The sequence below is a fragment of the Methylocystis sp. H4A genome, from assembly GCF_015709545.1.
In the GTDB taxonomy this organism is placed as follows: Bacteria; Pseudomonadota; Alphaproteobacteria; order Rhizobiales; family Beijerinckiaceae; genus Methylocystis; species Methylocystis silviterrae.
Genome location: NZ_JADNQY010000027.1, coordinates 341,524 through 366,621 on the forward strand (window position 1 = coordinate 341,524; position 25,098 = coordinate 366,621).

24 protein-coding genes and 1 tRNA gene are annotated in these 25,098 nt (G+C 64.3%); 11 read left to right on the forward strand and 14 right to left on the reverse strand.

The features are described from left to right. The first annotated feature begins 467 nt into the window (after positions 1–467). Together IYW40_RS16290 and IYW40_RS16295 are read left to right on the forward strand one after the other, a co-directional pair. The gene (locus IYW40_RS16290; RefSeq protein ID WP_196401341.1) at positions 468–1,613 is read left to right on the forward strand and encodes a type III PLP-dependent enzyme; all 1,146 of its coding nucleotides are present in this window, start codon (positions 468–470) and stop codon (positions 1,611–1,613) included. A gap of 221 nt (positions 1,614–1,834) precedes the next feature. Next, positions 1,835–2,452: an N-acetyltransferase gene (locus IYW40_RS16295; protein ID WP_196401342.1), complete on the forward strand. Its 618-nt coding sequence runs from the start codon at positions 1,835–1,837 to the stop codon at positions 2,450–2,452. Positions 2,453–2,455: 3 nt separating this feature from the next. Here the strand turns inward: IYW40_RS16295 and IYW40_RS16300 are convergent, their stop codons facing one another. From IYW40_RS16300 to IYW40_RS16315, 4 genes are all read right to left on the reverse strand, one after another. Beyond that, complete coding sequence (locus IYW40_RS16300; protein WP_196401343.1) at positions 2,456–3,067, reverse strand: phosphatase PAP2 family protein; 612 nt, start codon at positions 3,065–3,067, stop codon at positions 2,456–2,458. 222 nt (positions 3,068–3,289) lie between these two features. Beyond that, positions 3,290–3,808: a hypothetical protein gene (locus IYW40_RS16305; protein ID WP_196401344.1), complete on the reverse strand. Its 519-nt coding sequence runs from the start codon at positions 3,806–3,808 to the stop codon at positions 3,290–3,292. A gap of 67 nt (positions 3,809–3,875) precedes the next feature. Beyond that, a complete protein-coding gene (locus IYW40_RS16310) occupies positions 3,876–5,690 on the reverse strand; it encodes an aminopeptidase P family protein (RefSeq protein WP_196401345.1) in 1,815 nt (604 codons plus the stop codon). A gap of 75 nt (positions 5,691–5,765) precedes the next feature. Continuing rightward, positions 5,766–6,695 carry a 50S ribosomal protein L11 methyltransferase gene (locus IYW40_RS16315; protein ID WP_196401346.1) on the reverse strand — a complete coding sequence of 310 codons (930 nt, stop codon included), beginning with the start codon at positions 6,693–6,695 and terminating at the stop codon, positions 5,766–5,768. 102 nt (positions 6,696–6,797) lie between these two features. Here IYW40_RS16315 and IYW40_RS16320 point away from each other — a divergent pair, with 102 nt between their 5' ends. Together IYW40_RS16320 and IYW40_RS16325 are read left to right on the forward strand one after the other, a co-directional pair. Continuing rightward, entirely contained in the window at positions 6,798–7,775 is a 978-nt protein-coding gene (locus IYW40_RS16320) for a hypothetical protein (RefSeq protein WP_196401347.1), read from the forward strand. 190 nt (positions 7,776–7,965) lie between these two features. Continuing rightward, positions 7,966–8,784: a hypothetical protein gene (locus IYW40_RS16325; RefSeq protein ID WP_196401348.1), complete on the forward strand. Its 819-nt coding sequence runs from the start codon at positions 7,966–7,968 to the stop codon at positions 8,782–8,784. A 3-nt stretch (positions 8,785–8,787) separates the two neighbouring features. Here IYW40_RS16325 and IYW40_RS16330 read toward each other — a convergent pair whose 3' ends face one another. Beyond that, a complete protein-coding gene (locus IYW40_RS16330; protein ID WP_196401349.1) occupies positions 8,788–10,986 on the reverse strand; it encodes a hypothetical protein in 2,199 nt (732 codons plus the stop codon). Between the two features lie 323 nt (positions 10,987–11,309). Here IYW40_RS16330 and hpnH point away from each other — a divergent pair, with 323 nt between their 5' ends. After that, on the forward strand, positions 11,310–12,461 hold the full coding sequence (gene hpnH / locus IYW40_RS16335) for an adenosyl-hopene transferase HpnH (RefSeq protein ID WP_175093264.1): 1,152 nt from the start codon (positions 11,310–11,312) through the stop codon (positions 12,459–12,461). Here hpnH and IYW40_RS16340 read toward each other — a convergent pair. Genes IYW40_RS16340 through IYW40_RS16350 form a run of 3 tightly spaced genes read right to left on the reverse strand, consistent with a single transcriptional unit; the run spans position 12,402 to position 15,466 of the window. Continuing rightward, complete coding sequence (locus IYW40_RS16340) at positions 12,402–13,133, reverse strand: phosphorylase (RefSeq protein WP_196401350.1); 732 nt, start codon at positions 13,131–13,133, stop codon at positions 12,402–12,404. The genes hpnH and IYW40_RS16340 overlap by 60 nt on opposite strands. Before the next feature lie 46 nt (positions 13,134–13,179). Further along, the gene (gene shc / locus IYW40_RS16345) at positions 13,180–15,153 is read right to left on the reverse strand and encodes a squalene--hopene cyclase (protein ID WP_196401351.1); all 1,974 of its coding nucleotides are present in this window, start codon (positions 15,151–15,153) and stop codon (positions 13,180–13,182) included. 22 nt (positions 15,154–15,175) lie between these two features. Further along, positions 15,176–15,466 carry a helix-turn-helix transcriptional regulator gene (locus IYW40_RS16350; RefSeq protein ID WP_041926881.1) on the reverse strand — a complete coding sequence of 97 codons (291 nt, stop codon included), beginning with the start codon at positions 15,464–15,466 and terminating at the stop codon, positions 15,176–15,178. Between the two features lie 163 nt (positions 15,467–15,629). Here IYW40_RS16350 and IYW40_RS16355 point away from each other — a divergent pair, with 163 nt between their 5' ends. From IYW40_RS16355 to IYW40_RS16365, 3 genes are all read left to right on the forward strand, one after another. Beyond that, complete coding sequence (locus IYW40_RS16355) at positions 15,630–16,001, forward strand: Rieske 2Fe-2S domain-containing protein (protein WP_109025743.1); 372 nt, start codon at positions 15,630–15,632, stop codon at positions 15,999–16,001. 10 nt (positions 16,002–16,011) lie between these two features. Further along, the gene (locus tag IYW40_RS16360; protein WP_196401352.1) at positions 16,012–16,764 is read left to right on the forward strand and encodes a hypothetical protein; all 753 of its coding nucleotides are present in this window, start codon (positions 16,012–16,014) and stop codon (positions 16,762–16,764) included. A 120-nt stretch (positions 16,765–16,884) separates the two neighbouring features. Next, complete coding sequence (locus IYW40_RS16365) at positions 16,885–17,526, forward strand: hypothetical protein (protein WP_196401353.1); 642 nt, start codon at positions 16,885–16,887, stop codon at positions 17,524–17,526. A 157-nt stretch (positions 17,527–17,683) separates the two neighbouring features. On the opposite strand, the gene IYW40_RS16370 is transcribed toward IYW40_RS16365, so the two are convergent. From IYW40_RS16370 to opgC, 6 genes are all read right to left on the reverse strand, one after another. Then, positions 17,684–18,028 carry a Rieske 2Fe-2S domain-containing protein gene (locus IYW40_RS16370; RefSeq protein WP_196401354.1) on the reverse strand — a complete coding sequence of 115 codons (345 nt, stop codon included), beginning with the start codon at positions 18,026–18,028 and terminating at the stop codon, positions 17,684–17,686. A gap of 152 nt (positions 18,029–18,180) precedes the next feature. Further along, complete coding sequence (locus tag IYW40_RS16375; protein WP_196401355.1) at positions 18,181–19,107, reverse strand: hypothetical protein; 927 nt, start codon at positions 19,105–19,107, stop codon at positions 18,181–18,183. 175 nt (positions 19,108–19,282) lie between these two features. Next, a tRNA-Leu gene (locus tag IYW40_RS16380) sits at positions 19,283–19,371 on the reverse strand. Positions 19,372–19,416: 45 nt separating this feature from the next. Continuing rightward, positions 19,417–19,938, reverse strand: coding sequence for a xanthine phosphoribosyltransferase (gene gpt, locus IYW40_RS16385; protein ID WP_175093272.1), 522 nt, complete (start codon positions 19,936–19,938; stop codon positions 19,417–19,419). A gap of 27 nt (positions 19,939–19,965) precedes the next feature. Beyond that, on the reverse strand, positions 19,966–20,727 hold the full coding sequence (locus IYW40_RS16390) for a molybdopterin-binding protein (protein ID WP_196401356.1): 762 nt from the start codon (positions 20,725–20,727) through the stop codon (positions 19,966–19,968). A 58-nt stretch (positions 20,728–20,785) separates the two neighbouring features. Then, positions 20,786–21,874 carry an OpgC domain-containing protein gene (opgC, locus tag IYW40_RS16395; protein ID WP_196401357.1) on the reverse strand — a complete coding sequence of 363 codons (1,089 nt, stop codon included), beginning with the start codon at positions 21,872–21,874 and terminating at the stop codon, positions 20,786–20,788. A 213-nt stretch (positions 21,875–22,087) separates the two neighbouring features. Here opgC and map point away from each other — a divergent pair, with 213 nt between their 5' ends. The 3 genes from map to IYW40_RS16410 all read left to right on the forward strand — a co-directional run bounded on the left by map (position 22,088) and on the right by IYW40_RS16410 (position 25,096). After that, positions 22,088–22,924, forward strand: coding sequence for a type I methionyl aminopeptidase (gene map / locus IYW40_RS16400; RefSeq protein ID WP_196401358.1), 837 nt, complete (start codon positions 22,088–22,090; stop codon positions 22,922–22,924). Beyond that, a complete protein-coding gene (gene radC, locus IYW40_RS16405; RefSeq protein ID WP_196401359.1) occupies positions 22,921–23,646 on the forward strand; it encodes a DNA repair protein RadC in 726 nt (241 codons plus the stop codon). The genes map and radC overlap by 4 nt, the downstream gene beginning before the upstream one ends. A gap of 61 nt (positions 23,647–23,707) precedes the next feature. Further along, on the forward strand, positions 23,708–25,096 hold the full coding sequence (locus tag IYW40_RS16410; RefSeq protein WP_196401360.1) for a DHA2 family efflux MFS transporter permease subunit: 1,389 nt from the start codon (positions 23,708–23,710) through the stop codon (positions 25,094–25,096). Positions 25,097–25,098: the final 2 nt, after the last annotated feature.

The following is a 25,098-nucleotide window of genomic DNA, read 5'->3' on the forward strand; positions in this document are numbered from 1 at the left end:
CTTGCCCAAATCGCACGTGCCTGTGGTCGTGTGTCGGTAGGCGGGGATCCGGACAAGAGGCCGGTCAACCGCCAGCGTAAAACCGGCAGCCGGAGGCGAACCGGCGAACTCCGTCTCTGCGGAGGATCGCGACTTAAAGCAACGACGGACCGGGCTTTTTCGTCTCTGTCGACCCTCCAAAGGTCGGCGTACCGAAGAGGCTTGTCTTTCTTGCCGGGCGTGCGGATCGGGATTCTCCCCTTCCAATCGATGGCTGTACCCGCGAAAGCGTGCGCGCTCAGGCGTGCATCATTTCGCATCGGTCCAGTCAACGGCGCATCAACCAGCCATGTGAGCGCTTGCGCTCGCGAGGCCTTGGACAGCTAAACCCAACGTTCGTCGCGTCTCCATCGCGCGCGGGCGAACGGAGCGGCGTGTCCGTTGACGCTCAACGATTCTGGGCGCGGTTCGCCGCGCAGGGGGCCACAATGACCGACCGTATTCTCGATTTCCTCGCCGAGCGCCGACGCAACGGGCGCGACAACGGACCGTGCCTCGTCGTCGATCTCGACGTCGTGCGCGAAAACTATGTCGGCTTCGCCAAGGCGTTGCCGGATACGCGCGTCTTCTATGCGGTGAAGGCCAATCCGGCGCCGGAAGTGCTCTCGCTGCTCGCTTCGCTCGGCTCGTGCTTCGACACGGCGTCCGTCGTCGAGATCGAGCAGGTCCTCGCCGCCGGCGCGACGCCCGACCGCATCAGCTTCGGCAATACGATCAAGAAGGAGCGTGACGTCGCGCGCGCCTATGCGCTCGGCGTGCGGCTCTTCGCGGTCGACTGCGAGGCTGAAGTCGAGAAGATCGCGCGCGTCGCGCCCGGCTCCAGGGTTTTCTGCCGCATTCTCTGCGACGGCTCCGGCGCCGAATGGCCCTTGTCGCGCAAATTCGGCTGCGCGCCCGAGATGGCGACGGGCGTTCTGGAGCATGCGCACCGGCTGGGTCTCAACGCCTATGGCGTTTCCTTCCATGTCGGTTCGCAGCAAACGAATCCGCGCATGTGGGACGCCGCGCTGAAGTCGGCGTCGGAGATCTTCCGCGAACTCGCGGAGCGCGGAATCAATCTGCAGATGGTCAATCTCGGCGGCGGCTTCCCGACGAAATATCTCAAGAACGTGCCGGCGGTGAAGCAATATGGCAATGCGATCTTCCGTGCGCTGTCGAAGCATTTCGGCAACCGCATTCCGGAGACGATCATCGAGCCGGGCCGCGGCATGGTCGGCAACGCCGGGCTGATCGAAGCGGAAGTCGTGCTGATCTCGAAGAAGTCGGAGGAGGACAGCGAGATTCGCTGGGTCTATCTCGACATCGGCAAGTTCAACGGCCTCGCCGAGACGACCGACGAGATGATCCGCTATCCGATTCGCACGCCGGCGGACGGCGCGCCGACGAGTCCCTGCGTCGTCGCCGGCCCGAGCTGCGACAGCGTCGACGTGCTCTACGAGAAGCAGCCCTATCAGCTGCCGGTCTCGCTCGAGATCGGCGCGAAAGTGCTGATCGAAGGAACCGGGGCCTATACGACGACCTATTCGGCCGTGGGCTTCAACGGTTTCCCGCCGCTCGAGACGCATGTGATCTGAGCGAGTCGATCGTTTCCCTCGTCCTTCGAGACGGCCTCTTCGAGGCCTCCTCAGGATGAGGGAAACGTGATGGCGGCTGCCCTGTCCGCCCTCACCCTGAGGAGCGAGCGAAGCTCGCGTCTCGAAGGGCGAGGACGGAAACAATCCCAACCCAGTCCCGATCGGCGGGCGCGTCATGCGCCAGGCGCGAGGGTCGCTTGTCCTTCTTAAGGGAGGAAAAGATGGCCTTTCTTGCTCACCACGACTTTGACGCTGGACCGCGCGCCTCCAGGCGCGCCTGCTCCGCCATGTCCCATGCGCGCCTGGAGGCGCGGGGTCCATTTACGCTCGCCGAAGAAACGCTCGCCGATGTCGCGGCGCGCGAAGCTTTGCTCGACGACGCCTTCGGTCCCGCCCGGTTCTGGAAGACCTGCCAGCGGCTGCGCGACGGATCGGCGCCGGCGCCCGGCCTCGCGCTGGTCGCGACCGACTGCGTCGGCGGGCTTATCGGCACGCTGCGGCTTTGGCCGGTTCTTGCCGGCGGGCGTGCGGCGCTGCTGCTGGGTCCGCTCGCCGTCGCGGCGCAGGCGCGTTCGCTGGGCGTCGGCGGCGCGCTGATTCGCGAGTCGCTCGCGCGCGCGGCCGACTTGCGCCATCGCGCCGTGCTGCTCGTCGGCGACGCCCCTTATTATGCGCGCTTTGGTTTCGAGCGGCGATTCACCGAGCGGCTGACGATGCCGGGCCCGGTCGAGCGCGCGCGCTTTCTTGGCTTGGAGCTTGTCGACGGCGCGCTGTCGGCCGCGCAGGGGCGCGTGATTCCCGCGTCTACGCCCGCGCTCGACTTGCCGCAGGCCGCGTGACTTTCACCAATAAGCCAGTATCCCGCTCGCCAGCGGATAGGAGAGGCCGGCGCCAAGCGCCACGCCCGCCGCGACGTCGCTCGGATAGTGGTGCGCCGTCGCGATTCGCGACCAGGCCATCGACAGCAGAAGAAGGCCGGCCGATAGCGACGTCGCCGGCCAGGCGATGACGATGGGCGCGAGCACGCCGGTGAGCGTCATGGCGTGGCCGCTTGGGAAGGAGTGATCGTCGAGCGTCTTCAGCAGCGACGGCAGCCGCGCGTCGACATGGAACGGACGCCTGCGGCCGAAGCGGCGCTTGATGATCGGATAGAGCATATGCAGCAGCGCGGCGTTCAATCCCGCGAGCGCCGCGACATGCAGCCCTTGCCAGCCGAGGCCGATGAGGACGATGGGCGCGAGGATGAGATAGATCCATCCATTGCCGAGCTTGCTGATGGCGACGGCGAGGAATCTGCCGATCGCGGAGCGCGCCGTTCGAGAGAAGAGATGAACCGCCGCGAGGTCAAGTTCGAGGAGACGTTGGCCCCAAGTGGCGGCGACGCCGATGTTTGCTTGCGGCTCTGATGACGCGTCTCGCGTCAGCTTCGCCAGCTGGTCCGATGTGAACGCCATGACGCAACGCTACGCGACGGACGCTGCGGTTTCGCGACGCGGAGGCTGCGTTTACGTGACGAAGCGATAGAGGTTGCGTGACGTTTATGTGATGTTTTGATGACGCCGCTAGAGCGCTTCCCGATCACATGGAATCATGTGATCGATAAGGAGTCGCTCAAAATCAAAACGTCCGAGCAGGTTCTCTCCCGAAAAAGTCTGTCAACTTTTTCGGAACCTGCGCTAAGCCGGCGCGTGTTTGGCGAAGGCGCTGCGAAAGACGGCGTCGAAGGCGTCGGCGTCGACGTCAACCGTTTCGATCTCCACGCCGTCTTCGGCGACGCCGGAAAAGCGATATTGCGGGTCTGAAAACTCAAGACCCTCGTCGTCTTCGGCGCTCTCGTAAGGCAGCGCGATCTCGACCATCAACTGTCGCTTCAGCGACAGCGCGCGGCCGACCACCGCGTCGATGCGGCCGTCATCACTGCTGAAATACCCGTCGAGGATAATCAGGCAGACGTCGGCGTTTGGCGCTTCGTCCTCCAGCCATTGCAGCGCGGCCTCGACGCTTTCGGCGACATCGATCCTGCCGGCCTCGCTCACGACGAATTGTTGCGGCTGGTCGACGCCGTCGTCGGACCGCGCCACGCCGAAGGGCGTCAGCATGCGTCCGCGCGCCAGCGTCGTAACGGCTTTCGCGAAGGCCTCGCCGGCCAATGCCGCGATGGGTTCGTTCCGAGTCGATTCTGCGCCAGTGCTCATGACAATTTCCTCCGAGCAAGCGGAGTTCTGAGGATCAACAGATCAACGTCATCCGTTTCGAGATTCATCATATCGACGTCGTCGCCTCTCGCAGCCATTTGCGCGTCTTCGCGTCCACGAGCGGCGACAGGATCTTGCGCACCCGGGCGTGATAGGCGTTGAGCCAGCCGATTTCTTCCGGCGACAGCAATTTCGGCTCGACGCAATTCAAATCGAAAGGCGCAAGCGTGATGGTCTCGAAACCATACATCTCGCGTTCGGCGCCTTTGATCTCGCGCTTCTCGACGATGACGAGATTTTCGAGCCGGATCCCATATTCGCCGGCGCGGTAATAGCCGGGCTCGTTCGACAGAATCATGCCCGGCTGCAACGGCGTCGTCCCGAGTTTCGAGATGCGCTGCGGCCCCTCATGCACCGAGAGGTAAGCGCCGACGCCATGGCCCGTCCCATGATCGAAGTCGAGCCCTGCCTCCCACAGCGCGCGGCGCGCGAAAGCATCCAGCTGCGCGCCCGAGACGCCCTTGGGAAAGACGGCGCGGGCGATGGCGATATGGCCCTTGAGCACCCGGGTGAAATGTTCGCGCAATTGTTTCGAGGCCGGACCGACGACGACGGTGCGCGTCACGTCGGTCGTGCCGTCGAGATATTGCGCGCCGGAATCGACGAGATAGACGCCGCGACCGATCTTGAGTTTGCTGGTTTCCGTCACCCGATAATGCGGGATCGCCGCATGTTCGCCGAAAGCCGAGATCGTCGGGAAGGAGATGTCGCGCAGGTCGCCGTTTTCGCGGCGAAAGGTTTCGAGCGCTTCCGCCGCGGAGATTTCGGTGAGCCGGCCCTTCGGCGCGGTTTCGGAAAACCAGGCGAGGAATCGCGTCAGCGCCGCGCCGTCGCGGATATGAGCTTCGCGCGCGCCTTCGAGCTCCCTTTCATTCTTGATCGCTTTCGGCAGCGTCGCCGGATCGTCGGCGAGACGCGGCTTGCCGCCCGCCGCACGCAAGGTTTCGACAAGTTTCGCCGGCGCCGTCGCGGAATCGAAGAGAATGGTCGCGCCGCGCTTGCCGGACTGCACGAGATCCTCGACGAGGCGTTCAGGCGATTTCAGCGTCAGAAATTTTTCGAGCGCGGCGCGCACCTTCGGCGCGAGCTTCGCATCGTCGATATAGAGCGCAGGCGCGCCGTCCTTGGGCAGCAGGGCGAAGCACAGCGGGATCGGCGTATGCGCGACATCGGCGCCGCGAATGTTGAACGCCCAGCAGATCGCATGCGGATCGGACATCAACGCCGCATCCGCATCTTTTAGCGCGGCGCGCAGCTTCTTGATCTTCGCGCCGGCGCTCTCGCCCGCATAACGCGCCGGATGAATCGCCACCGCGCCTGTCGGCTCGGCCGGCCGGTCAATCCAAAGCGCATCGATCGGATTGGCGTCGAGCGGAACGAGTTCGATCTTCTTTTCCGCGAGAATTTTCCCGAAGCGTTCGATCTGCGCGCTGGTGTGCACCCAAGGGTCATAGCCGATGCGCGCGCCTTCGCGCGCTTGTCCGCTGAGCCAAGCGGCTGGCGTCGTTTCGGCGATGTCGAGCGGCTTGAAGAGCTTCGCGTCGATCTCGCCGCGCACCTGAATGACATAGCGGCCGTCGACGAAGAGCGCGGCCCCCTTCTCCAGCACGACGGCGAAGCCGGCCGACCCGGTGAAGCCGGTGAGCCAGGCGAGGCGCTCCGCGCATTTGGGCACATATTCGTTTTGATGGACGTCGGCGCGCGGAACGAGAAAGCCGTCGAGTCCTTGCCGTTTCAGCTCAGTGCGCAGCGCCTTGAGGCGCGCCGCGCTGTCGCCGCGCAGGGCGTCGTCGACGAATGTTTGGAATTTCGCTTCGAACATGGAGCAAAGCTAATCGCGCGCCTGCCGCAGGGCAATGCTTCGCGCGCGCCTTTCCCCATTCCATCCCGCTCCGGTTTAAAGGGGAAAGGGCAGGGAGGGGGAGCAGGACGCTCCGCCGCGTCTAAGAACCAAAGTCGCCCACCCGTCGATGTCGCCCCGCTCCGCCAGGAAGAACCCCTGGGCGCGGTAGGCGTCGAGCACGCCACGCACGTCGCGCGCCAGCAGTCCCGAAAGCACCAGCTCCGCGTCAGCCGCTGCGGCGCGGACAATCTCCGGCGCAAGCAGGCGCAGAGGCTTCGCCAGGATATTGGCGAAGATCAGATCATATTGGCCTTGCAGCGACGCGTGGCGGAGCCCGGTGGCGACGACCGGGCGAACATCGGCGCCGGCGCCATTGGCGCGGGCGTTGGCCGAGGCTGTCGCCACGGCGACGGGATCGATATCGCCGCAGGCGACGCGCTGGTGAAAGAGCCGCGCGGCGGCGATCGCCAGAACGCCGGTGCCTGTCCCCACATCTAGAATGCGGCGTGGGCGCCGGCGCTTGGCGATTCTCTCGAGCGCCCTAAGGCAACCCAGCGTCGTGCCATGATGGCCGGTGCCAAAGGCAAGCGCCGCCTCGATTTCGACGCCGATGTCGTTCGGGCGCCGCCGGCCCCGATCATGAGCGCCGTGGACCAGCACCCTGCCGGCGCGGACCGGGGCCAATCCGGCAAGAGCGTTTTCCACCCAGTCCTGCTCGGCGACAGTCGAAAAGCGCGCCGCCCGCGCCGTTTCGGCGTCGGCGGCGGCCTCGATCAGGGCGAGGATCTGCGCTTCGTCCGGCGCGGTCGCGAAATAGACCTCGACGGACCATTGGGGGCCGTCATCCACCTCGAAAGCGGCGGCGGCGGTCTCTGTCGGCTCGAAGGTTTCGACGATGAGGTCGGCGACGGCGCGGGCGCGTTTTTCGTCGCAATCGAGGCGCAGCATGTGGCTGGCGTTATTGGGGGGAAGGCCTTCAAGCATGCGCGCGCTTACCACGGCCGGGGCGCGCGCGTCACCTTTCGCCAGGCGCCATCGGTCTGTATTGTCGCGCTAGAGGCTGGTTCCAACGAGTTGAAGGCGTGAATGACCGAAAGACTTTCGATCTGTCTGATCGGCCCCAAGAAGGGCGGCAAGTCGTCGCTGCTCGCCTCGCTCGTCGACTGCGTCGCGCAAAGCGCCTTTGGCTATTCGCCGCGCCTGCGCCCCGCGCTGCAGCCCATCACCGAGGCGGAATATTTCGCCGAGAGCGCTGAGCCAAAGAAAGCCAATCTGCTGTCGGTCGAACAGGGCGACTATGAGCGGCTGCGGCGCGAATTCGCCGAGGGCGGCCTCGCCACCGACACGCTCGACACTTACGAATATCGCTTCCGCCTGACGGTCAACGGCGAAGCTCCGCCGGCGGCGGTGCTACGGGGTCCCTGGCTTCTGGAGATCATCGACTCGGCGGGCGAGATCGCCGTGCCGCCGGACGGCGCCGAAGTCGCCATTCTCAATGATGTCAAAGCCAAGCTCGCCAGGCAGATGCTTGAGGCGGACGCCATCGTGATCGTGCTGCCGCTGGTGCGGCTCGAGGACTCCGGCTGGTCCGGCAATCTCGCGCGCCTCATCGACCGCTTGGCGCTGGCGCCTGAAAAAAAGCTCAAGCGGCTCGTCGTCGTCTTTTCGCAATATGAGCGCTTGTTCGCCCGCCTCGGGCCGAGCGCCTTCACCTATGCCTGCGATCCTGCGGTGGCGCTGCACGCCTTGCGCAAATCGCTGCGCGCCGCGCAGTGGCTGGATCGGCTGCGGGCTCTGGAGGCGCCGAACGGCGGCGCATCGGTGCGCTTCACGGTTTGCTCGGCCTATGGCTTCGTCAAGCGCTTTCAGAATCCCAACATCGATCCGCATCAGCCTGGCGAGCGCCGGTTTCGCCGCGCGGGCCTCGAAGGCGCCCGCGCCTATAATGAATATTGGCGGCCGTTTCTCACCGCCGAGCCGTTTCTTTACGCCGCGCTCGGCCTCGACAGCGCCTTCACTTTCTCCTATGCGCAGCTCGACGCGCGCATCGAGGAGAGCGCGTGAAGCGCTTCCCGATCACATGGAACCATGTGATCGATAAGGAATCGCTCAAATCAAAATGTTGGAGCAGGTCCTCATCGAAAAAGTCTGTCAACTTTTTCGGGACCTGCTCTGAAGCGAATTTTCGTCAATTCTTGCTTAAGGCTCTGCGCATAGGGTGATCGCGCGGATTTCCCGCGCGAAAGGACGCGCGATGCGCATAGCTGCGCCGAATGGCGACGAAACGGCTGAGATTTCTCTCGAACGGCTGCACTATGGGAAGCTCGCTTTTGGCGCGACGCTGCGCGTGCCGGCGACCGCGGGCTATGGCGTGACCTTGCGCAGTTGCAATCTGCAGCCGGCCGACGATCGGCTGCTTTCGCCGCCGCGTCTGATGGCGCTTCGTCGCTTCGAGCCTGATCTCGTCGATCCGGCTGCTCGGCGACGCGGCTCCTTCATCGCGCGGGTCGCCGCGGAGCCCAATTCTCGCCGCGCCATTTTTTTGCGCGCGCGTTTCCGGCCCGAAGACGGCGAAAGCGGCCACGGACGCCTCTATCAGCAGAGCGCCGTCTGGAGCGCGAGCGCCGCGGACTGGCGTCGACATCCGGCGGCGCTCCTCGCCATGGCGGACGCCGAGCTCGATGCGCGACCGGATCTCGTGACCGAAGACGAGGCGACGCGCTACAACGCCGCGCCGGCGCGTTACCTCGTTCGCTTCATCGATCCGCGGGACGTCTGGAGCGCGCTCGAGGATGCGCTGGGAGCGACCCGCTGGGCGACGCCAACGCTCGAATTTCTGGCGCGGGGCGCCGAAACGGGCCAGGACGCGACGCTGACCTTTGGCGCCGACGATTTTGTGAGCGAGACGGAGTTTCTCGGAGCTGTCGGCCTGGCGCTGCAGTTTTTGCCGGCGAGCTATCCCCGCTGGCGCGAGATCAGCGTCGTTTCCGGTCTGCTTCACGCGCCGCAGGGTCTTTGCCTGCGCTACCTTCCGTCGCTGCGCGCCGCGCGCGCAACCTCCGTCGCCGCCTGAACTCTAACCTGGCGAACGCCTCTCCATCGGTTCGGCGATCAGGTAGCGCTCGAGCGCGCCGGAGCGCCGCCGTGGCAGGTTCGCGGCGCCGGCGTCCGAGTAATAGGCGCGCGGGCCGCTGACGACGCCGTCGGCAGAATAATGCAAGGCGCGGGCGGCGCGCGGCTTCAGCGCCGCGAAGAGCCGCGCCTCAATCTGCCCGACGGTGATGTTGTCGACGAGATAGGCCCCCTTGCGGTCGACATGAGCGATTTCGTCGCGCACGAGCCGATTGAGAATGGCGACGATATTGTCGTGCACATTGGGCGGCAGCGCCGACATTGCTTCCGCGTCAGGGTCGATCTCGCTCATGTCGCCGTGAACCGGGCGCGCCGCGCGCAGCACGGCTTTCATCGCGCGGATGTCGACGGGCTGCTCCTCGTCGTCGGAGAGATCGATCGGCGCGGCGAACTGACGCCGCTCGCGCGCCTCATAGCCGCGTTTGAAAATCTCCGACAGGAATTTCATGATGAACAGAAAGGCGTCCTGCGCCATTGCGACGCCGATCGCCATCGTCGAATCGGGCGTGAAGCTCCAGAAGGCTTCGCGCGCCAGTTCGAATTTATTGCGCTCGGAACTGTGCGTGCGCAAATAGGCGTCGCTTTTTTTCAAAAGCTCGCGCACCTCGTCGTCTGACAGCCCAGCCGCCTTGCCGGAGACGACGCAGGCGTCGACGAGGGTTTTCGCATCGTTGAAGCCGTTTGCCGCGGCGCCCCTGTCAGACGCCGGCGCCGCGCGGATCTTGGCGACAATCACGGAGAGTTCGTCGCGCAGCCCGGCTTCGAGCCCGCATTTTTTATCGAAGGCCGCGCGCGCGGCGATTGTTTCGTCGCGCGCCGAGAGCAGATCGCGCGCCTCCCCCTGCGGTTCGCAGGTGAAGTCGCGCGGCACGCTTCCCGGCAACGCGTTGGATTGCCGCGCCGCCGCGAGAATCGGTTCGCATAGGGGCTTCGCGTCGCGCACGGCGCGCCACGTCGGCTCGAGGCGCAGCTGGTCGCGCAGCGCGGCGAGGTCGCGCAACGTCGCGTCGAGATCGAGCGCGGCTTCGCCCTTCGGCATCGGCCTGCCGGACGCGGCGCTCGCGGTTTCGGCCTTATGCTTTAGCGTGATCGTTTGAGCGTTGAGCGCGTCGCGCCGCTTCACCGCGTTGGCGCGTTCGTTCGCGGGGCCGGCGAGCGTCTGCCTGAGCGCCGACACGCGTCGCATCGCTTCGGCGGCTTTCTCCTGATGCCCGCGGCAATTTGGGCCGCAGGTCGCGCCCAGTCCATCGAGTCCGTGCGCGGCGTCAACGGCGAGCTGTTCTTCCTGACGCGCCATGGCGGCCATGGACGTCATCTCGTCCTGCTTCGCTTTGATGATGACGTCGAGCTCCGCGATGCTGTGCTCAAGCGCCTCGATGTCGCGTCGCGCATCCTCGAGCTGACGCATCGCCGCCTGCGCGCTTTCCATTTCCAGCGCGGCCTGGCTCGCGGCCTGCGCGATGACCGCCTGCTGCGCCTCCTGCCGCTTGCGAATGGCGTCGCGCAGCGCCGGTCCCGCTTGCCGCGCGGTGGCAATGAGGCCGTCGATCGAATCGAGATAGGCCTTGTAGCTGGGCGTCGCGGCGATGCGCGTGGAGGCTGCCTCGTAAGCGGCGGCGATGTCTTTCGTCGCCGGCAGCAGGACTTCCGTCGCAAGCTCCATCGGCTGAAGCTCGGCGACGATCTTGCGCGAGGAGAGCTTGAAGATGTTGTTGTAGTAGTAGGTGAATGAAAAAAAGGCGGAGATCGAGAAGACGAAGGCGAAGACCAGCGCGGTCACGCCGGTCTTGATGATCATGCGTTCGCGGGCCATGCGCCGCCGCGCGATGAGCGCCGCAAGATCGACGCCCAGCGACCAGGATGTTGAGGCGAGCATGGTGAGGACGGCGGTCGTCGCGATCAGCGTGCCCGCGATCCCGATCACGTCTCCGGGCTCCCTCTGCATGATGTCGATCATGCCGGACGAGGTTGTGTAGAAGACCCAGCCCAGAACGGGCAGGGCGGCGGCCATCCCGACGCGGCCGAGGTTGAGATCGCCGCTCCACAGGCGGGCGAGCGGCGAAATCAGAGCGTCGAAAAGTCCGAAGCGCCGCCGCGGGGCCGATGCGTCGGGGACGCGCGCCTGCTGCGCGGAGGCGGTCATCGCGCGGACGCTCTCGACGCTGGAACCAGCCGGCTGCGCATGTCCGCTCCCTTGGAAAAAGCAATGTGGGTTGGTGACGTTGCCGGCGAATTGAGACGGATTTGCGCCCCGGCGCAAGGGCGGAGCGCCGCTGCGGCGCAGCGCATTGGCGGCGCTCCCGGTCGATGCTTGTCGCTCATCGGACCTTGGTGCGGCGCGGCGCCCCCGCTTCCCCTTCCTGAACGATTCGTGCTAGACGGCGAGATTATTGTCTGCGGCTGGGCCGTTCGGCCGCGACTCGCGCTGACGGGCCTTGAACCCGTCAAGTCATCAAGGGGTCAGCCGTGGCCATTCCGTTCCGCTATATCGCAAAAATCGGCGCGTATCTCGTCAAGCAGCACCTCTTGGGCGTGCGGCGCTATCCGCTCGTGCTCATGATGGAGCCGCTGTTCCGCTGCAATCTGGCCTGCTCCGGCTGCGGCAAAATCGACTATCCCGATCATATCCTCAACAAGCGGCTTTCGGTCGAGGACGCGCTGCGCTCGGTGGACGAATGTGGCGCTCCGGTGGTGGTGATCGCCGGCGGCGAGCCGCTTCTGCACAAGGACCTCCCTCAGATCGTCGAAGGCGTCGTCGCGCGGCGCAAGTTCGCGATCGTCTGCACCAATGCTCTGCTGCTCGCCAAGAAGATCGACCTCTTCAAGCCGAGCCCCTATTTCACCTGGTCGATCCATCTCGATGGCGACAAGGAAATGCACGACCGCGCGGTCTGCCAGGACGGGGTCTATGAGCGCGCCGTCGAGGCGCTCAAACTCGCCAAGTCCAAGGGCTTCCGCGTCACCACCAACAGCACCTTCTTTTCCGACGCTGATCCCGAGCGCGTCGCGAAATTCCTCGACGCGACCACGGCGCTCGGCGTCGACGGGATGACGCTATCGCCGGGTTACGCTTATGAGCGGGCGCCGGATCAGACTCACTTCCTCAACCGCACGCGCACCAAGGACTTGTTCCGCGCCATTCTGCGTCGCGGCCGGGGCGGGAAGGCTTGGGAACTCTCCCAGTCGACGCTGTTCATGAATTTTTTGGCTGGCAATGTCAGCTATCGCTGCACCCCCTGGGGGATGCCGCTGCGCACGGTGTTTGGCTGGCAGCGCCCCTGCTATCTGCTGGGCGAAGGCTATGTGCCGACGTTCAAGCAGCTGATGGAGGAGACCGACTGGGACGCCTACGGCGTCGGCAATTACGAGAAATGCGCCGACTGCATGGTGCACTCCGGTTTTGAGGCGACCGCCGTCGCCGATTCGGTTCGCCGGCCCTGGCGGGCGGCCGCCGTCGCGCTCTTTGGCGTGCGCACCGAGGGGCCGATGGCGCCTGACGTCTCGCTCGAGAACCAGCGCCCAGCCGAATATGTCTATGACGAAAACATCGCCAAGCTCTCAGAGATCCGCGAGCACGAGGCGCAGCAACGGGCCGAGCAACGGTCCACAGCGGCTTAGCGAGACGAAGGCGGCGCGGGAATCGAGGCCCGCCCGGATCATGCCGCCAAGTTGATGCGGCCCGCGGATCAGCTCGCGGGCGACGCCGAGGGCGTGGATGTCGCCTTCGGGCGTCAGCGCTTTGGCGACGAGCGGCGGCAGCGCGCGCGCCGCCGGATCGCTGATCGCGCGCAGCGCGACGAAAGGAATGTCGCGCCGCCGCGCGAATTCTTCGGCAAGATGCGATTCCATGTCGACCGCGACAGCTTGGGCGCCTTCACGCAGCGCCGCCTTGGCGGCTGGATGCATCGCCGGCTGGTCAACGCCGATGATGGCGCCGGGCGCAACCTTGCAGCCGGCGGTCGCGGCGCCTTTCATCAGCACTGAAGCGAGCCGCGGATGGGTGTCGCGCCGCGCGTCGCCCCCGACGATGGCGTCGGCGACGACGACATGGCCGGGCCGCAGCGCGTAATCCAGTCCGCCCGCGAGTCCGAAGCTGACGACGGCGGAAAAATCAGTTTCGCCAAGCGCGTCGAGCGCTTGCCGAAGGCGCGCGACATTCGCGCCGCTGCACAACGTCGTGACGCCTTCGCCGGCGGCGCAGGCGGCCTCGCGCTTCATGCCGACGATGACGAGAATCGGCGCGAGGGCGCTCAGTTCGGCGGTTTTTCTACGGCCTGTCGCGCGCGCCATTGCTCCTCCGGCCAAGGCCGTGTCAGCTCCATCGAAAAAAGCGCTTCTAGAGCCCGACCTGCACGCGCTTGCTGTTGGCGCGCTGCAAATTGCGATAGCGCGCGAGCGCCCAGAGCGGGAAGAATTTTCCATAGCCATGATAGCGCAGATAGAAGACGCGCGGAAAACCCGTCGCGGTAAATCGCGCCTCATTCCATAGGCCAGCTCCGTTCTGCGTCGACTGCAGATAGGCGATTCCCCGCGCGACCGCCGGATGGTCGACGTCGCCCGCCGCCATCAGCCCGAGCAGCGCCCAGGCGGTTTGCGAGGCCGTCGAGGGGGATTTTTCATAGCCCTTGTAGTCCCGCTTGTAGCTCGCGAGGTCTTCGCCCCAGCCGCCATCCTCGTTTTGGATCGCGACGAGCCAGGCGACGGCGCGACGGTAAGCGTCATGGTCATGCGGCAGGCCGACGGCGTTGAGCGCGCACAGCGTCGACCAGGTTCCATAGATGTAATTCGCGCCCCAGCGGCCGAACCAACTGCCGTCCTTTTCCTGCTCTTTGAGCAGATAGTCGACGCCGCGCTTGAGACATTCGCTCGAGTCGATCGTATCGCCGAGCTGCGCCAGCATGGACACGCAGCGCGCGGAAACGTCCGCCGTCGGCGGATCGAGCAGCGCACCGTGATCGGCGAAGGGGATGTGATTCAAATAGTGGCATGTGTTGTCGGCGTCGAAGGCGCCCCAGCCGCCGTTCTTCGACTGCATCCCGACGATCCATTCCTTGGCGCGGGCGATGCGTTCGTCATAGGGGCGGGACGCGTCATTCGCCGTGAGGCGATCCATCGCCGTCACGACGACCGCCGTGTCGTCGACGTCCGGATAATAGGCGTTGGCGTATTGGAAGGCCCATCCGCCGGGCCGAACGTCGGGCCGCTGCGCCGCCCAGTCGCCTTTGACGTCGAGCACCTGCAAGGGCGCGAGCCATTCGCAGGCCTGGCGCGCCTGTTCGCGCGCGTCTTCGTCGCCCGTCTCAAGCAGCGTGTGCGCCGTCAGACAGGTGTCCCACACCGGCGAAACGCAGGGCTGGCAATAGACTTCCGTATCGGTCGCGACGAGCAGCCGCTCGATCGCCTCGCGCGCCTGTTTCTTGCGCTCGTCGGCGTCCGGCGCGCCGAGCACGTCATACATCAGCAGGCTGTTGACCATGGACGGAAAGATGCCGCCAAGTCCGTCGACGCCATTGAGACGCTCGGTCGTCCATGTCACGGCAAGTTCGATCGAGCGCTCCCGCGGGCCGTTGGGCATGTGCGGCTCAATCAAACGCAGAAGCTTGTCGAGCTGCCCGAAAATATTCGCCCAGGGCCAGGTCTGGTGTTCGCCCTTGGGCCACACCTTCACTTCTTCCGGCGGCGTCGTGAAGAGTTCGCCGATGTGAATGTTCCTCGGGTTCTTCGCCCGCGGCTTCTTCGTCATCAGCACCAGCAGCGGCACGAGAACGGTGCGGCCCCAATAGGAAATCTTGTCGAGGTGGAAGGGAAACCACTTCGGCAGCAGCATGATTTCGACCGGCATCACCGGCACGCCGCGCCACGGAATTTCGCCGTAAAGCGCCAGCAGCGCGCGCGTGAACACATTGCTCTTGGCCGCGCCGCCATAGGCGAGGATCGCCGCGCGCGCGCGTGCCATATGCGGCGCGTCGATGTCGTCGCCGATCATCTTGAGCGCGAAATACGCCTTGACGCTGGAGCTGATGTGGAAAGGCCCGTCTTGGTAGAGCGGCCAGCCGCCGTGATCGCCCTGACAGCGGCGCAGATAAACCGCGATCTTGCGCTCGAGTTCGGCGTCGACCGGCTCGGCGCGGAAATGGCGCATCAGCACATATTCAGCCGAGAGGCTGGTGTCGGCTTCGAGCTCGAAGCAGAAATGTCCATCGCCTTTGCCGAGCGACAGAAGCGCGCGCTTGGCGTTCTGAATGCTCGTCTCCAGCGCCTCGCTGGAAACGGCGGTGAAATTAGCGTCGATACGCGCGGCGACGTTCATTGCAATCCCTTCGTATGTGCGGTCACGCGATGCTGAGCGTCGCGGACTTCGCCGACTCATGATGCGGCTTCACGACGATCTCCACGTCCTGCCCCAGGGCGACGAGAAATCGCATGAGCCGTTCCAGCGAAAACTGCCGGAAATCGCCGTGCAGCAGCTTCGACACGTCCGGCTGCTTGACGCCGAAGAGTTGCGCGGCTTGCACCTGTTTCAACCCGCGCTCCTTGAGTAGCGCTTCGATCTTGCGAACGAGCTGCGCCTTGAGGAGGTGGTCGTCGAGGGGCGCCTTGGCGGCGGGCGAGTCTTCGGTCATCTCGGCTTGGGGGATGTATTGGACGCCCAGTTCGCGCCGATGCGCATGGACTATAGTGAATTAGCTATATCGTCAAGTCGCATCTGGCTCATCGATTGCTACAGGGCAAGGCAAGGGCGCCTGGCGCCGGCGTGGCGCGCGACTTTGTCCGAAAGGTGAGCCGATGGACGAACTCTATGTGATTTGTCGGACAGACGAGATCGAGGACTCCGAGGCGACGGGATTCGTCCTGATGCGCGCCGAGGCGAGCGGCGACGCCGCCCCCTATCCGATCCTGATCACGCGCAAGGGCAACAATTTCTACGGCTTCGAAAACGCCTGCCCGCATGAAGGCGAGCGGCTCGACGTCAATCCCGGCCACTTCATGGACGAGGAAGGCAATTTCCTCGAATGCGGCAGGCATCATGCGCAGTTCGACATCGACACCGGCCACTGCTTCATCGGCCCCTGTCAGGGCCAACGGCTGACGCCGATCAAACTCGTCGTCGACGAGGGCGACGTCTGCCTCACCGGCGTGCTGCTCGCCGAAGAATGAAAGGCGCTCTATGACCGATATGGCGGAACTGCAAAAACGAAAGCAACCGCTCAATCTCGCGATCGTGCATGTCGATCCCGACGCCTTCATCGCGAATTATGTGCCGTGGCTCGAGATCACGAGTTTCATCACGGCGCTGCGCGCGGGCGACGTCGAGGTCCCTGCCGACGGCGCGACGCCAAAGCTGACGCCGCAGCAGATAAAAGGCGCGGCCGCGGTGAATTACGGGGGAGACGCGCTCTTTGCCTTCTGCATGGCCGCGGCGCTGAAAGGCGACAAAGCGGCGGTTGAAAAGGTCGACGCGGCGCTCACCGAGCAGCTCGGCCAGGAGTTTCCAGGATCGACGGCGCTGTGGAGTTTCCGTTCGCCCATCGCCTCGCCGATGAGCCTTGAAGATCATGTCGGGCAGGCCGCGCAGAAAATGCTTGCAGGCGACATCCCGCCGCCACCCATGCGCGCGCGCGAAAACTGGAACGCCGGCCTGCGCTTCTTCGAAAAGGCGCGCAAATCGAATTTCGTGAACGAGATCGTCTATCCGCTGGCGTTGTGGACGCGCGCCAAATGGACCGAGACCCTGGAGAAGGGCGTCGCCTTCATGGCGCATATCGAGGACAGCGTGCCGGAGTTGCAGGAATGCCTCGCCGAAACGCGCAACGATCAGGCCTTCATCGCCAATATGCTGCTGAAGATGGCGCCGGCGATCGAGACCGATCTCACCGACGAGATGCAGGGATTCCTGCGCTCGCTGTCGCGGCGGGTGTAGGCTGCGCCGTAGCGCCGCGACGATGCACCACTGTAAAAACTGCTGATGTTTTCGCCGGGCGAAACGAAGTCTTAACCATCGGCCGCCGATGGTCGTTCGAACGGAGCGAGAGGAGTGAGCATGGCTACGAACACGGAAGGCGAACGCGCACTGGCCGACCTCGAGGCCGGTAAGTTTTCTTTCCCGATGGTCGACTCCATCAGGGATCATGTGAATCAACTCGAGGCGGAGCTGCAGCGCGCCAGAACGGAGCTGCAGAGCGTCAATTCGCTGCATGAGGGCGTCGTCAACCAGCTCAGGCAGCAGGAGTTTACGATCCTGCGGCTCGAAGGAGAGCTGCGCAAGCTGAACGCCAGACTCTACGCCCTGCTGAAGGCCAATGTTCTGACGGAGATCGCCCTGCGCGAGACGAAGCGCGGCGCCGTGAAATTTGTCGAACTTCTCCCCGTCGCGCGCAAGCATGCCGAGGAAGGGTCGAAGGCGGCGCTGGCCTATCTCTCGACGATTGATCTCAAGGCCAAGGTCGAGGCGGTGAAGGCGCATCCGCTGACCGAGAAGACGCTCGCCTGGCTGGCGAATCTCGATCTGCGGGCCGAGTGGACGAAGCTGAAGACGCATCCGCTGACGACAAAGGCTATCAGCGAGCTGCAGTCGGCCCTTCTCAAGGCGAAGGACAATCTGCCGGTCGTGCAGAAGCGGATCGCCGCGCTTGTCGAAAAGGCGACGGCTTATATTGCCGAGCTGCAAAAGAAGGCTGCGTAAATTCGACGAGGGCAGGGCGCAAAGCTGCGCCCGCTCTCGGCGCATACCGTCCCCGCGCAACGCTAATCGAATTCGCAGGGGGCCTTTGCGGCCCTGCGGCTTTTAAGTCGTTGCGTCTACCTGAGCGCAAGTCTGTGCGTGCGACTGCAGTTCGCAATCACGCCGGCGCCGACGAGCGCGCCGGCTTTACCGGTCCGACGTCGACCTGAATTTCGTCGCCCTCCACGCGAAGCGCATAGGGGTGGAGCGCATTGCGGACGAGATGCGTCACGCATTTGCCGCTTGCGCTGTCGAACCCCCATTGGTGGTGCGGACAGGTGACGGTCAGGCCGTTGAAGGTCGCCTCGCTCAATGGCATGTCCGCATGCGGACAGCGCCCTCGATAGGCCTTGAGTTCGCCGCCGGTCGGCCAAACCAGGAGCACGCTCTTTTTGCCGGCATGGAAGAGGCCCATGCCGCCTTCGCTCACGGCCCCGGTGGTACAGATCGCTGTGAACGCCATCGTGATCGCCTTCAGAAGATCAACTTCTGAAGGCGGTAGCAAATTGCAGACCAGGGGAAAGTGCGGCGACGAGCCGGGCGCGCAACGACGAGACAGCGGTTGCATGGCAGAGAGTCGAACCGGCGCGGGCCTTGCGGTCGCCCGGTTACGCCTCACTGCGGCGAAGAGAAGGTTATTGTGAGCGGATCGTTAAGGCTTGCGCATTGGTCGTAGGGCTGCACCGTACCCGACGGATAGCCGCAGTAGTAGAGACCATTGCCAGTTTGTGTTCCCATGGGATTGCTGCCGCCGTCGCTCATGGGGCTGAAGAACGCCTGATAGCAGCCCGTCCCCAAATTGCCTGCGCAGTTCTTGAGAGTCGGCGCGAGCGAGCTGTAGCCACATTTGCTTGGATAGTTTGCAGGTCCCAAAGAGGGCGTCCCTCCGCAGGTGAAGGTGGCGTGGCCAGCGCTGCAGGAGACTTGAACGCCGAAATTGTAATTTGCGGGCCCCTGACTGGCGCAATACCCCGGCGATGAAGTTTTGTTCTGCTGGTTGGCAGGGTCAACCTGGCTAGGATTCAACTGGGACACGTTGTAGCCGGACTGTACGACGCCATAGTCATAATAGGTGCAGTTCGGAAGCCATTGCGGGTCGTTGCAGGCGACGCCATTCGCGTCCACGTTCCTCGGGATCACGCTGATGTCATATCCAAGCCCGGAACCCGTGCCGGATACTTCGATAATCGTCATCGGTTGCAGAGAGGCAGGCGTACAACCCGTCATCGACTGGGTGTTAGCGCAGACCTTGTTTTGCGCGGAAGGCCAGCTCACCGAGCCAGTGCACGTCGCGCCTTGAGGAACGATTAAGTTGTTATTCGAGTCAGAGGTGCATCCGCCGGAAAAGGAAACTCCCGGGAGCAGATTCGATCCTGTCGGGCCATAGGCTCCGACGATTATTTGCTGCCCGACATTGTTGATGAAATTCACCTGAGCGCTGACATTCTGCGCGTGGCCGAACCGGGTGAAGCAAATCAGCGCGCTCATGATCGCAGCGAGTTGAAACAGCGATCGTGAAAATGAGGATGTATCGTTTCTCATTTCATCGTCCTACGTCTTTGAAATTAAAAACTCGAAAGCGCCGAAACTGAGCGCCGACGATAATTCTGTCGAGCTTAAGCTAATGGCCCTCGGTAGCGCTTGTCTAGGCAGAGCCCCTGCAGAGATGTGGAAATGCTAATCTCAGCGATGGCGCTAAACAGGAAAGACGCTTGCGTGGTGCGGGCGGCCGGAATCGAACCGGCACAGGCCTTGCGGCCCTACGGATTTTAAGTCCGTTGCGTCTACCAGTTTCGCCACGCCCGCGGAGCGCTCGTTTATAGGGGCGCGGACCCGACGCCGCCAAGCGGATTATATGCGCCGTCGTCGCCGGCCCTCGGGCTTGGCGTCCGGCGCGCCGATCGGCGCCTGAAACGACAGGCCCGTGTCCCAGGGGAAGAAGATCCAGGTGTCCTGCGAGACTTCGGTGACGAAGGTGTCGACCATCGGCAGGCCCTGCGGTTTGGCGTAGACAGTGGCGAAATGCGCATTCGCCAGCGTGTCCCGCACGGCTTTCGCCGTGGCGCCGGTGTCGACGAGATCGTCGATGATGAGCACTTCGGAGCTTGGCCGCGCGAGAATCGTGTCGGTCAGAGGCTTGAGCACCTGGATCTCGCCACGCTCGGTTTCCTCGTGATAGCTCGCGACGCAGATCGTTTCGATGACCCTTATGCCGAGCTCGCGCGCCACGATCGCCGCGGGCACCAGACCGCCGCGCGTCACCGCCACAATCGCCGAGAATCCGCCGATAGAAGCGAGACGCCAGGCGAGCGCGCGCGCGTCGCGGTGAAAAATGTCCCAGGAGACCGGAAAGATCTTGTCGGACCCGTACATCAGCTTCAAACCTCCCGCGGTCACGCGTCAGCGCGCGTTTTCCTTCGATAGCGACGCGAGCATCGCGCGCGCCGCGGACGTCGCGCGCGCCAAGAGCGCCGCGTCGCGACTGCGCAGCACAATCTGATTCCTGAATCCGGCGCTCGTAAAGGACGGATAGGAGCCGACGCTCACGCCATCATGGCCGCGCGCGATCGCTTCCAGTCCCGCGGCGTAGGCGCCTTCCGGAACGCCGTAAGCTTCGATTGTCTCGACGAGCACCGGCGGGCCGGCCGCGAGCCGCGGGCCGACCACGTCCATCATATTCTGCATGATCATCGGCACGCCGGCCATGACGATGACATTGCCGATCCAGAATCCCGGCGCCTTGGAAATGGCGTTGAAAATCAGCTCCGCGCCTTTTGGAATGCGGGCCATCCGCCGGCGCGCCGGATTCAGCTCGCCTTCCGAAAAGCGTTCCCGAAGGAGCGCTATGGCGCGCGGATCCTCGCAGATGTCGACGCCGAAGGCGCGGGCGACCGCATCGGCGGTGATGTCGTCATGGGTCGGCCCAATGCCGCCGGTTGTGAAGACATAGGTGTAGCGGGCGCGCAGCGCATTCAGCGCTTCGACGATCGCCTCCGTCTCGTCGGGCACGATTCGCGCCTCGCGAAGATCGACGCCGATCTGCGCCAGATAATTCGCGATATAGCTTGTGTTCACGTCCTGCGTGCGGCCGGACAAGATTTCATCGCCGATCACGAGAACCGCCGCGCTTGCCGGCCTGTCGCCCGCCGTTTCTTGCGCCATTACGGGCCTCCCTGTCGCTGATTATGACCATGGCGGCCGTGAACGCCAGCCCTGGCGCTCATTCCGCAGCGGCGGGCGCGACCAGGGTAAATTGCTCGACGGCGGCGGCGATGCGGCGCAGCAGGCCCAGGCAGGCCACAATGAAGATGACGTCAAGGGCGGGCGAAGCGAGGCTTGCTTCCTGCAAAATCTGCCCGAGCGCGCTCAGCAGGCTGACGCTTGAATAGGTCGAGAGGCCGTTGCGGCCGAGCAGCGTGAAGAATGCAAAAAGCCGCGTTTGGCTCAGCGCCGCGGTGATCTTCGAGAAATGAAGCACATAAGCGAGGGCGACGAAATCGACGATGCGGACGACGCCAAGATCCGTCTTGTCCCAGTCGAGATAGCGCCCTGCGGCGTCGACAAGCCCGGGCGCCAGGCCAAACGCGTTGGAGACGATGAGCGTCGAAACGATGGTGAAGGCGAGAGCGAGTCGATAGGCGATGGCGTGATAAGGCACCCCGCGCGTTTTAAGCGCGCCGCCGCAGTAGATCCCCAGGGCGAACATAAATTGCCAGGCGAATGGATTGAAATACCAGTAGCCGGGCTCGGGCCATGTGGGAACGTTGAATCCCAACAGGCGCGCGGCGGCATAAACCGCGGCCGAGGCCGCAAGCATGCGTAAACCGCCGTGGGACGCGCATGCGAAGAGCGCCGGCGCAAGCGCGATCAGCACGACATAGAGCGGCAATATGTTGAAGTAAGCGACTTGGTGACTGAGCGCGAGAATGCCGACGACGCCTCGCGCCGGGTCGGCGAAAGGCGCGGCGCGGCTGTTCTCGGAGCCGAGGAAATCCCAGGGCGTGAAATAGCTCGCGACGCCATAAAGCGCCAACGCCGCCGCGGTCAGACCGAGATGGGCGCCGTAAAGGCGCAGGGCGCGGCCGTAGAGCGAAGCCGCGGCGTCTACGACATTACGCCTGAATTTTTCGCCATAGGCCAGGGCGATCGAAACGCCCGAAAGAAAAACAAAGCCTTCGGCTGCATCAGAAAAGCCGAAATTGCGCGGCGTGATCGCGCCGAGCACATTGCCCGGGATGTGATTCACCAGGATGATGGCGAGGGCCGCGCCCCGCCAGAAATCTATGCCCTCGACTCGCTTTCCCTGCACCCGCTTTCGACGCCCTTTTGTCCCTGCGCCCGTGGCGCGGTAGCAAGCCGCATGCCTCCTTTGATATTGAATCGCGGCTGTCCCGCCAAGACCGCGTTGCGGGCTTTCCAACGGAATCGCGGGCGGCCTCCCGCGGCAGCCTTGCGTTGCCGCCTCAAACCATTACCTTGTCGAGCATACCCTTCGCCCAGTAAAGCCGAGCCGCCACGTAACATGACCTTTATCGAATCTCATCTCGCACCCACCGCGCGCAAAAGCGGACAGATCAAGCTGCACGGTCCTAACGATTTCGAGGGCATGCGCGCCGCGGGCAGGCTGACGGCGGAGGCGCTGGACATGCTGGTCGAACACGTCCAGCCGGGCGTGACGACGCAGGCGCTCGACGATCTGGTTTTCGACTTCGCCATGGCGCATGGCGCCTATCCCGCGCCGCTCGACTATCGCGGCTACCGGAAGTCGATCTGCACCTCGATCAATCATGTCGTCTGCCATGGCGTGCCGGACAGCAAGCCTTTGCGCGAAGGCGACATCGTCAATATCGATGTGACGTTCATCCTCGACGGCTGGCACGGCGACGCCAGCCGTATGTTCGCCGTCGGCGAAATTCCACGACGGGCGCAACGACTGATCGACGTTACCTATGAGTCGCTTGAGCGGGGCGTCGCCGCCGTCAAGCCTGGCGCGACGACCGGCGACATCGGCGCGGCGATTCAGCACTATGCCGAAAGCGAGCGCTGTTCGGTGGTGCGCGATTTTTGCGGCCACGGGCTCGGGCGCGTATTCCACGACGAGCCGAATATTCTGCACTATGGCGTGAAGGGCGAGGGCGTCGAGTTGCGGCCGGGCATGTTCTTCACCATTGAGCCGATGATCAATCTCGGGCGGTCGCAAGTAAAAATATTGTCGGACGGTTGGACAGCCGTCACCCGCGACCGCTCCCTTTCCGCGCAGTTCGAACATTCGATCGGCGTCACCGAAACGGGCGCGGAAGTCTTCACCAAGTCGCCGGCGGGGCTCGATAATCCCTCTGCCGCGCGCGCCGACGCATGAAGAAGGCGGCTGACGCCGCATCCAGCGACGGCTCAGGCCTGCGCGAGTCCGCGCCCCACTACCACGGTCACCGGCAGCGACTGCGCGATCGCTTCATGGATGCAGGCGAAGCGGCGCTTGCCGATTACGAAATGCTAGAACTGCTGTTGTTTCGCGCCATCGCGCGCCGCGACGTGAAGCCGCTCGCCAAGGCCTTGATCACGCGCTTCGGCTCCTTCGCCGAGACGGTCGCGGCGCGGCCGGAAAGGCTTCGTGAGGTTGAGGGCCTCAGCGAAGCGGCGATCGTCGAAATCAAGCTTGTGGAAGCTGCAGCAAAACGCCTGGCGCGCGGCGCCCTGCAGAAGCGTCCTGTGCTTTCCTCATTCATGGAGGTGCTCGACTATTGCCGAACGGCGATGGCTTTCGCCGAGCGGGAGGAGTTTCGCATCCTGTTCCTCGACAAGCGCAACGCGCTGATCGCCGACGAGGTGCAGGGCGTCGGCACCATCGACCATACGCCGGTCTATCCGCGCGAAATCGTCAGACGTGCGCTGGAGCTTGGCGCGAGCGCGCTCATCCTGGCGCATAATCATCCATCCGGAGATCCGACGCCATCGTCCGCCGACATCCGCATGACGAAGGACATCGCCGCCATCGCGCAGCCGTTCGGCATTACCGTCCACGACCATCTCATCGTCGGCCGCCATGGCCATGCCAGCTTCCGAGGGCTGAAGCTCATTTGACGCCAAGTCCGTGCACAGGCGTCAGGCTTGACGCGACACTTTCAAAAGCGGGCTGAGCGTATTGTCCTATTTCGTCACGCCGCTCATCATCGCCACCGCGCTCTTCATGGAGCAGCTCGACGGCACCGTGCTCGCCACGGCGCTGCCGGCGATGGCGGCCGATCTTCACGAAGATCCCGTGGCGCTGAAACTCGCGCTGACGTCCTATCTTTTATCGCTCGCGGTCTTCATTCCGCTTTCGGGCTGGGCGGCGGATCGCTTTGGCGCGCGGCGCGTCTTTCGCGCGGCGATCATCGTCTTCACCTTCGGCTCCATTCTCTGCGGCCTGTCCAATTCGCTCGGCGCGATCGTGGCGTTCCGGATCGTGCAAGGCCTCGGCGGCGCGATGATGACGCCGGTCGGACGCCTCGTGCTGCTGCGCACCGCGCCGCGCCACGAACTTGTGCGCGCCATGGCCTATCTCACCATCCCGGCGCTCATGGGCCCGATGATCGGCCCGCCGATCGGCGGCTTCATCGCGACGTATTTTCACTGGCGCTACATCTTCTGGGTCAATGTGCCGATCGGGGCGCTCGGCGTCATGCTGGTCACGCGCTTTATTCCGGACATGCGCGAGGAATGGACGCCCCCGCTCGACGTCGCCGGCGCGATCCTTTCAGGCGTCGGCCTCTCCTGCCTCGTCTTTGGCTTCACGATCGCGGGGCGCGGCTTCGCGCCGGCGCCGGTCGTGGTTTTGATCGTCGCGCTCGGGGCAGGGGCGCTCTTCGCTTATGTTCGCCACGCCAAACGCGCGCCCTATCCGATCGTCGATCTCGATCTCTTGCAGATCCCGACGTTCCGCGCGGCGGTCTTTGGGGGCTTTCTGTTTCGCGTTGGCTTGGGCGCAACGCCCTTCCTGCTACCGCTGCTGTTGCAAGCGGGCTTCGGACTCTCCGCTTATGAAGCGGGACTTCTGACCTTCGTTTCGGCGGCAGGCGCGATGGCGATGAAAACGACCGCGCAGCCAATCCTGCGGATTTTCAGCTTTCGGCGGGTGCTGATCGTCAATGCGCTCATCTCCGCCGGCTTTCTCGCCTTCAACGCCAGTTTCACGGCGGCGACGCCGCATTTGGTCATCATGGGCGTGCTGCTCGTTGGCGGCTTTTTCCGCTCGCTGGAGTTTACGGCGCTCAACGCCATCGCCTACGCCGACGTCGATCAGGATGCGATGAGCCGCGCCACGAGTTTCGCCTCCGTCGCGCAGCAATTGTCGCTGTCGACGGGCGTCGCCATTGGCGCGGCGGCGCTGGAGGCGACGCGCGCGCTGCGCGGCGGCGGCGCGCTGCAGGCGGCGGATTTCACGCCGGCCTTCATTGTCGTGGCGTTGATCTCGATGTTTTCGGTGATGAGCTTCCTGCCGCTCGCGCCCAATGCGGGCGACGACCTGACCGGGCGCCGAAAACGCGTGTAATC

What these genes read in the sequence shown, in the direction of transcription:
- IYW40_RS16290 (WP_196401341.1), top strand. Translation starts at nt 468, where the DNA reads ATGACCGACCGTATTCTCGATTTCCTCGCCGAGCGCCGACGCAACGGG.
- IYW40_RS16295 (WP_196401342.1), top strand. Translation starts at nt 1,835, where the DNA reads ATGGCCTTTCTTGCTCACCACGACTTTGACGCTGGACCGCGCGCCTCC.
- IYW40_RS16300 (WP_196401343.1), bottom strand. Translation starts at nt 3,067, where the DNA reads ATGGCGTTCACATCGGACCAGCTGGCGAAGCTGACGCGAGACGCGTCA.
- IYW40_RS16305 (WP_196401344.1), bottom strand. Translation starts at nt 3,808, where the DNA reads ATGAGCACTGGCGCAGAATCGACTCGGAACGAACCCATCGCGGCATTG.
- IYW40_RS16310 (WP_196401345.1), bottom strand. Translation starts at nt 5,690, where the DNA reads ATGTTCGAAGCGAAATTCCAAACATTCGTCGACGACGCCCTGCGCGGC.
- IYW40_RS16315 (WP_196401346.1), bottom strand. Translation starts at nt 6,695, where the DNA reads ATGCTTGAAGGCCTTCCCCCCAATAACGCCAGCCACATGCTGCGCCTC.
- IYW40_RS16320 (WP_196401347.1), top strand. Translation starts at nt 6,798, where the DNA reads ATGACCGAAAGACTTTCGATCTGTCTGATCGGCCCCAAGAAGGGCGGC.
- IYW40_RS16325 (WP_196401348.1), top strand. Translation starts at nt 7,966, where the DNA reads ATGCGCATAGCTGCGCCGAATGGCGACGAAACGGCTGAGATTTCTCTC.
- IYW40_RS16330 (WP_196401349.1), bottom strand. Translation starts at nt 10,986, where the DNA reads ATGACCGCCTCCGCGCAGCAGGCGCGCGTCCCCGACGCATCGGCCCCG.
- IYW40_RS16340 (WP_196401350.1), bottom strand. Translation starts at nt 13,133, where the DNA reads ATGGCGCGCGCGACAGGCCGTAGAAAAACCGCCGAACTGAGCGCCCTC.
- shc (WP_196401351.1), bottom strand. Translation starts at nt 15,153, where the DNA reads ATGAACGTCGCCGCGCGTATCGACGCTAATTTCACCGCCGTTTCCAGC.
- IYW40_RS16350 (WP_041926881.1), bottom strand. Translation starts at nt 15,466, where the DNA reads ATGACCGAAGACTCGCCCGCCGCCAAGGCGCCCCTCGACGACCACCTC.
- IYW40_RS16355 (WP_109025743.1), top strand. Translation starts at nt 15,630, where the DNA reads ATGGACGAACTCTATGTGATTTGTCGGACAGACGAGATCGAGGACTCC.
- IYW40_RS16360 (WP_196401352.1), top strand. Translation starts at nt 16,012, where the DNA reads ATGACCGATATGGCGGAACTGCAAAAACGAAAGCAACCGCTCAATCTC.
- IYW40_RS16365 (WP_196401353.1), top strand. Translation starts at nt 16,885, where the DNA reads ATGGCTACGAACACGGAAGGCGAACGCGCACTGGCCGACCTCGAGGCC.
- IYW40_RS16370 (WP_196401354.1), bottom strand. Translation starts at nt 18,028, where the DNA reads ATGGCGTTCACAGCGATCTGTACCACCGGGGCCGTGAGCGAAGGCGGC.
- IYW40_RS16375 (WP_196401355.1), bottom strand. Translation starts at nt 19,107, where the DNA reads ATGAGAAACGATACATCCTCATTTTCACGATCGCTGTTTCAACTCGCT.
- gpt (WP_175093272.1), bottom strand. Translation starts at nt 19,938, where the DNA reads ATGTACGGGTCCGACAAGATCTTTCCGGTCTCCTGGGACATTTTTCAC.
- IYW40_RS16390 (WP_196401356.1), bottom strand. Translation starts at nt 20,727, where the DNA reads ATGGCGCAAGAAACGGCGGGCGACAGGCCGGCAAGCGCGGCGGTTCTC.
- map (WP_196401358.1), top strand. Translation starts at nt 22,088, where the DNA reads ATGACCTTTATCGAATCTCATCTCGCACCCACCGCGCGCAAAAGCGGA.
- radC (WP_196401359.1), top strand. Translation starts at nt 22,921, where the DNA reads ATGAAGAAGGCGGCTGACGCCGCATCCAGCGACGGCTCAGGCCTGCGC.